We start from the raw sequence: 6000 nt of genomic DNA on the forward strand, positions 1-6000 counted from the left end.
AAAACCAGTCCTTCTTGGTAAGCCTACCTGTCGACGGCGCAATCCTTACCCGATCGAGACCAATTCAATCGCGAAGGTGAGGTCCTGACCGGCAAGCGGATGGTTGGCATCGAGGGTCACCGTGTCGTCGGTGACCGCCACAACGCGGACCGGGATCGCCTGCCCGTCTGGTGCCTGCATCTGTAGCTGGATACCAACTTCGAGCGGGATGTCCTTGGGAATCTCACTCCGGGGGATATCCTGCCGGGCGTTGGCGTGCGGCTGCCCATAGGCCTCATCCGCGGGGACCTCTACGACTTTCTTGTCGCCCACTTTCATGCCCGGAATGGCCTGATCCAACCCCGGAATGATCTGGCCCGACCCCACGGTGAATTCCAGGGGATCCCGCCCGGCGCTGGAGTCAAACTCCGTGCCGTCCGTCAGGGTGCCAGTATAATGGAGGCGTACCTTGTCGCCAGATTTGACCTGGGTCATCAATTGTCCAATCGCGTCGTGAAATAGGGTTCGGGGGCCGCACATCAGGGCGCGGAAGTTCGGGCGGGCAGTACGTAACGCTATACGGTGCGCCCCGCAATTGCAAATTCTAAAGCGGCTTGGCAAGGGCCAGATTGATCTTCCCCCGCCTGCGCATCCATGCCACTCTGCGCCCCAAGACTGGAGGGAGCAGATGCCAATCACCACCTGTATTTTCGACGCCTACGGCACGCTCTTCGATGTGGGTGCGGCAGCGCGCCTCGCCGCAGCGGAGCCGGGACGTGAAGCCTTTGCCAAGGACTGGCCACAGATTGCCGAGCATTGGCGGTTGAAGCAGTTGCAATACACCTGGCTGCGTGCCGTGATGGGAGAACATGCGGATTTCTGGGACGTGACGCAGAACGGACTGGACTGGGCACTTGAGGCCAGCAGTCATGATGGCGATCCCGAGTTGCGTGAACGCCTGCTGCACCTCTACTGGGAGCTTGAGGCCTATCCGGAAGTGCCCGAGATGTTGGCCAAGCTGAAATTCGGCGGCATGAACACGGCGATCTTGTCGAACGGCTCTCCGGCGATGCTCGACGGGGCGGTGCAATCGGCAGGGATCGGCGACGTGCTGGACGATGTTTTGTCGGTCGAAAGCGTCGGCGTCTTCAAACCGGCCAGCGTCGTCTACGACCTTGTCGGCGAACGGTTCGGCTGCGCCCGGGACGAGGTCCTGTTTGTCTCATCGAACGGGTGGGACGCGGCGGCAGCGGCGGGATTTGGGTTTACAACCGCCTGGGTGAACCGCGCCGGTGACCCTGTGGACCGCCTGCCTGCCAAGCCCCGTCATTTCCTGTCCGACCTGACGGGCATTCCGGGACTGGCAGGCCTCTGATGCCGACCTTCCAGACCACTGACGGCCTCACGCTTTACTACGAGGATGACGGCAAGGGCGCATCGGTCCTTTGTCTGGCTGGCCTCACGCGGAACAGCCGAGATTTCGACTTTGTCGCCCCCCACCTGGCGCATAAACGGCTGATCCGCATGGATTACCGCGGCCGGGGAAAGTCGGATTATGATCCTGATTTCATGAACTATTCCATCATGCGCGAGGCGCAGGATGCGATCGAGTTGCTGGATCATCTGGGGCTGGAAAAGGTGACGCTTCTGGGCACGTCCCGGGGTGGATTGATCGCGATGGTGCTGGCCTATGCCCATAAATCGCGCCTCAACGGCGTGATCCTGAACGATATCGGCCCGGTGGTCGATGCAGGCGGGCTCGAACGGATTATGGATTATGTCGGCAAGGAGCCCAACTTTGCCACCTATGCCGCGGCTGCCGAGGGGCTGGCGGCGGTTTATGGCGATGATTTCCCCGGCGTGATCTATAACCGCTGGCTGGTGCAGGCGGAATTTATGTGGGCAGAGCAAGGCAAGGAAACGCTCGCCCTGCGCTATGACGCGCGCCTGCGCGACGCGCTTGTGGGACAGGCCGGTGCGGGGGATGCACCCGACCTCTGGTCGCTTTTCGCGGCACTCGAAGGTCTGCCACTGGCCTCGGTCCGGGGGGCCAATTCCGATCTGCTGACCGCCGAAACGCAGGCCGAGATGGCCCGCCGCCATCCGGGCATGATCGCCGCGACCGTGCCGGACCGGGGCCATGTGCCCTTCCTCGACGAACCCGAGGCGCTCAAAGCCATTGCTGACCTACTGGAGCAGGTAAAATGACCGACATCACCATGATCCGCGCCGCCGCCGGGCGCCTTGACGGGCACGCGCGGCGCACGCCGCTCCTGAACTCGCCCTTCATGGACGAGATCGCGGGCCGCCGGGTCTTCGTGAAACCCGAATGCCTGCAACATACCGGTAGTTTCAAATACCGCGGCGGACGTTCGGCGGTCTCCGCGCTTGACGCGGACACGCGCGCGCGCGGTGTCATCGCCTTTTCCAGCGGCAATCATGCGCAAGGCGTGGCACTGGCCGCCCGTGAATTCGGCGTGCCTTCTGTCATCATCATGCCTGCCGACGCGCCGCAGATGAAGATCGACAACACCCGTGCGCTTGGGGCGGAGGTTGTGCTTTATGACCGCGCAAACGGCGAAAGCCGCGAGGCTTTGGGCGACGAGCTGACCGCGGAACGCGGCCTGACGCTGATCCGCCCTTTTGACGAGCCGCAGGTGATTGCGGGTCAAGGGACCTGCGGGTTGGAGATTGCCGAAGACGCCAACGCCCTGGACATCGAAAATGCCGATGTTCTGGTCTGCTGTGGTGGCGGGGGCCTCACCTCTGGCATTGCGCTGGCCTGCGAGGCCGATGCCACTACCCTTCGTGTGCGCCCGGTAGAGCCGCAGGGATTCGATGATGTGAAACGCTCGCTTGCCTCGGGCCATATCGAGACCAACAACAGCCAGTCGGGCAATATCTGCGACGCGATTCTGACCCCCGCGCCGGGGCAGATTACCTTCCCGATCCTGCAACGGCTCTGCGGGCCGGGCGTTGCGGTGAGTGAAGAGGAATGCCTGCACGCGATGGCCATTGCCTGGGCGCGGTTGAAGGTGGTCGCGGAACCCGGCGGGGCGGCGGCACTGGCCGCGGCGCTTTTCCACAAGGATGCGTTGGAAGGTGATACGGTGATCGCCACCATCTCGGGTGGGAATGTCGATGCCGACGTTTTTCAAACGGCGCTTAACAAGTATGGGGGGGATGTATGACCGAATTCACCATTGCCAGTTTCAACGTCAAGAACCTGATCGGGCCGGACAAGGAATACTACGAGTTCCAGAAATACACGCCCGAGGAATATGCCTGGAAAGAAGACTGGATGGCGAACCAGCTTCTGACGCTTGATGCCGATATCGTGGGGTTACAGGAGATCTTCGAAGAAGACGCCCTGCAGAGCGTCATCGACGAGACCAACCGCCGCGCCGAGGTACTCAACGCGGCCACCCTTCCCGATAAATCGAAAAGCTATCGCCGCAAGGTCATCTTCCGCAAACTGGCGGTGGAGCCCTATACCGAAGCGGCCCTCGCCTTTGCGCCCAACTCGGCGGATGAGGGCGTGCCGGGGCAGCGCCGACCGGGTGTCGCGGTGCTCTCGCGGTTCGGGTTTCACGGGACGCCCGAGATGATCCAGGACCTGCCGCAACCGCTGGATATCCCCTTTCAGCCTCTGCGCGGGCTCGACGGGCCGCAGGAGGCGGGGTTCTACCGCCTGCACCGCCTGTCGCGGCCGATCCTCAAGGTACGGGTCCCCGTCGGCGATCAGGTGATCACCGTCTTCAACTGCCACCTGAAATCCAAGCTCGGTGAATACAACAAACCAAAGGGCGCCGAGTTCGCCCCCGAGGAAGACCTGACCCGGTATGATCCCGTGGGCCGCGCCCTCGGTAGCCTGCGCGCCGCCGTGCGCCGCATGGCTGAGGCCTGGGTGCTGCGCGGTGAGATCGTCAAGGAGATCAAGGCGGGCCACCCGGTCATGGTCATGGGCGACTTCAACGACGGCGAACATGCGGTCAGCTCCGAGATCATCGCAGGCGAGGTGCCGTTCAAGAACTATGCCTGGATGCTGCGCCATGATGCCAAGGCCGCGAATGACCGCTATTCCGCCGAGCAAAGCGCGCAAATCACCGAGGACATCGAGGCCGTGCGTCTGCACTCCGCCGAAAAGCTCTTTGTGCGCAAATCCCTGCGCGACATGGTTTATACCTCTGCCTTCGGCGGGGTTTACGAGAGCATTGACCAGCTTTTCCTGTCGCGCCATTTTCATCCGGACAACGGCGATCGGGTGGGCGAGATGACCTATTTCAGCGTCTTCAACGACCACCTGACCGATGGCTCCCACCCCGAGGCGCCCTATAACAAGCTCGCTTCGGATCACGGCCAGATCGTGGCGCATATGAGCCTGCGGAGCACGGGGAAATGAGGGCGCGGGCACTTCTTTCACTGGTGGTCACAATGGCCCTCACCGCGCCCGCGCTGGCGCAGGAGACGCCTGAGACGATTGGCCCCGTCTGGGACGGCAGCACATCTTTCCACCTCTTTGAAAACGAAACCAACTTCTACACGCCGGATTTCGTGAACTCCCATGATGTCATCCACGCCTTCGTGCGCGAAAAACTTGGCCTGCCGCGGGTGGCAGAGCGGTGGTTGCTGTCCGAAGGGGGCGCGACGGTCACCGTCTATTGGGACCCTGAGGATGAGCAGATCAGCTATGTCGACGAAGACGGCGAAACCATCCCCAGCACCGATGATTTCAGCGGTTGGGCCGTGGCGGCGGTCGTGGTCGATGATACGCGCGGGTACAGCTATCTCGTCGGGCGCGGCCTTGCCCCGCCGGTCAATCGCGACCATGGGTACCTGGCGTATTCCTTCAGCGTGATCGAGAACTTCATGACCGCGCCGCACCTGTCCGCGCCGGTCGACATGATCGACTTCGCCGCCCTTGAAACCCAAGGTGTGCGGCGTACCGGGCGGCTTGAAATCGGCCAGAGCGGGTTCGAGATCGTGCGCCTTCTGACCCCGCAGGGCGCGTTCATGTCGGTGACCGACAAGGATGTGTTCAAACGGTTCGGCGAAATCTACGAGGAGTAGGAGACGGCCATGGCCCTGATGGATCTAGACGATATCCGGCTTAACGTGGTGGAGGAAGGCGACCCGGCGGGCGCGCCACTGGTCTTTGCCAATTCGCTCGGTACCGATCTGCGGCTCTGGGACCAGATCATGCCGCTTTTGCCCGATGGTTTGCGTATCATCCGCTATGACATGCGCGGCCATGGCGGATCGGATTGCCCACCGTCACCTTATTCAATGGGGCAGTTGGTGAGGGATGCCGAGCAGGTCCTTGAACACCTGGGCGTCACCGATTGCGCCTTCGTGGGTCTCAGTATCGGCGGCATGGTGGCGCAGGGGTTGGCGGTAAAACGCCTTGATCTGGTGCGTGCCATCGTGCTTTCGAACACCGCCGCCAAGATCGGTCAACCCGCCATGTGGGCCGAACGGATCGCGGCGGCAGAGGCCGGCGGGATCGAGGCGCTGGCCGATCCGACGATGGAACGCTGGTTCACGCGCACTTTTCGCGCGTCGCCCGACATGCAGTTCTGGCGCGACATGATGACCGGGCAGCGCGCCGAGGGGTTCATCGGCTGCATGCATGCCATCTCGGGCACGGATTTCTACACGCCGACCAGCGGGTTGCGCCTTCCGGCACTTGGCATTGCGGGGTCGGATGACGGCTCCACCCCGCCCGATCTGGTGCGCGAGACGACCGATCTGATCCCCGGGTCGGAATTCCACCTCATCCGCCGGGCAGGCCACCTGCCCTGCGTCGAGCAGCCCGAGGAATACGCGCGCGTGCTGACGCAGTTCCTGCGCAAGATCGGCCATATCTCCACGTGATCTGACGAACTGCACCTCAATACATCGTCCTAGATATCAGCACCGCAGAGCGTGATCTCTGAGGGCAGCCTCCGACCGCGGTGGGGGCAAAGCCCCCGCCCTGGGGGCGGGCGGGGGCTGCCCGGCGGTGCCGCCGGGCGGAACAGC

7 protein-coding genes are annotated in these 6000 nt (G+C 62.8%); 6 read left to right on the forward strand and 1 reads right to left on the reverse strand.

What is annotated here, in order from left to right; translation table 11 throughout:
• Window positions 1-45: 45 nt before the first annotated feature.
• The gene (locus tag RBB29_RS21405) at window positions 46-474 is read right to left on the reverse strand and encodes a peptidylprolyl isomerase (RefSeq protein ID WP_306116934.1); all 429 of its coding nucleotides are present in this window, start codon (window positions 472-474) and stop codon (window positions 46-48) included.
• Between the two features lie 193 nt (window positions 475-667).
• On the opposite strand from RBB29_RS21405, the gene RBB29_RS21410 reads away from it, so the two are divergent.
• Genes RBB29_RS21410 through pcaD form a run of 6 tightly spaced genes read left to right on the forward strand, consistent with a single transcriptional unit; the run spans window position 668 to window position 5853 of the window.
• Window positions 668-1354 carry a haloacid dehalogenase type II gene (locus RBB29_RS21410; RefSeq protein ID WP_306116935.1) on the forward strand — a complete coding sequence of 229 codons (687 nt, stop codon included), beginning with the start codon at window positions 668-670 and terminating at the stop codon, window positions 1352-1354.
• Window positions 1354-2187 carry an alpha/beta fold hydrolase gene (locus RBB29_RS21415; protein ID WP_306116936.1) on the forward strand — a complete coding sequence of 278 codons (834 nt, stop codon included), beginning with the start codon at window positions 1354-1356 and terminating at the stop codon, window positions 2185-2187. Before RBB29_RS21410 ends, RBB29_RS21415 begins: the two co-directional genes overlap by 1 nt.
• Window positions 2184-3170 carry a threonine/serine dehydratase gene (locus RBB29_RS21420; RefSeq protein ID WP_306116937.1) on the forward strand — a complete coding sequence of 329 codons (987 nt, stop codon included), beginning with the start codon at window positions 2184-2186 and terminating at the stop codon, window positions 3168-3170. The genes RBB29_RS21415 and RBB29_RS21420 overlap by 4 nt, the downstream gene beginning before the upstream one ends.
• Window positions 3167-4381 carry an endonuclease/exonuclease/phosphatase family protein gene (locus RBB29_RS21425; protein ID WP_306116938.1) on the forward strand — a complete coding sequence of 405 codons (1215 nt, stop codon included), beginning with the start codon at window positions 3167-3169 and terminating at the stop codon, window positions 4379-4381. The genes RBB29_RS21420 and RBB29_RS21425 overlap by 4 nt, the downstream gene beginning before the upstream one ends.
• Before the next feature lie 32 nt (window positions 4382-4413).
• Window positions 4414-5049 (forward strand): hypothetical protein, encoded by a 636-nt coding sequence (locus tag RBB29_RS21430; RefSeq protein WP_306116939.1) that lies wholly within the window; start codon window positions 4414-4416, stop codon window positions 5047-5049.
• Window positions 5050-5058: 9 nt separating this feature from the next.
• Window positions 5059-5853: a 3-oxoadipate enol-lactonase gene (gene pcaD, locus RBB29_RS21435; protein WP_306116940.1), complete on the forward strand. Its 795-nt coding sequence runs from the start codon at window positions 5059-5061 to the stop codon at window positions 5851-5853.
• Window positions 5854-6000: the final 147 nt, after the last annotated feature.

The sequence above is a fragment of the Roseovarius sp. MMSF_3359 genome (assembly GCF_030733385.1).
Lineage (GTDB): Bacteria > Pseudomonadota > Alphaproteobacteria > Rhodobacterales > Rhodobacteraceae > Roseovarius.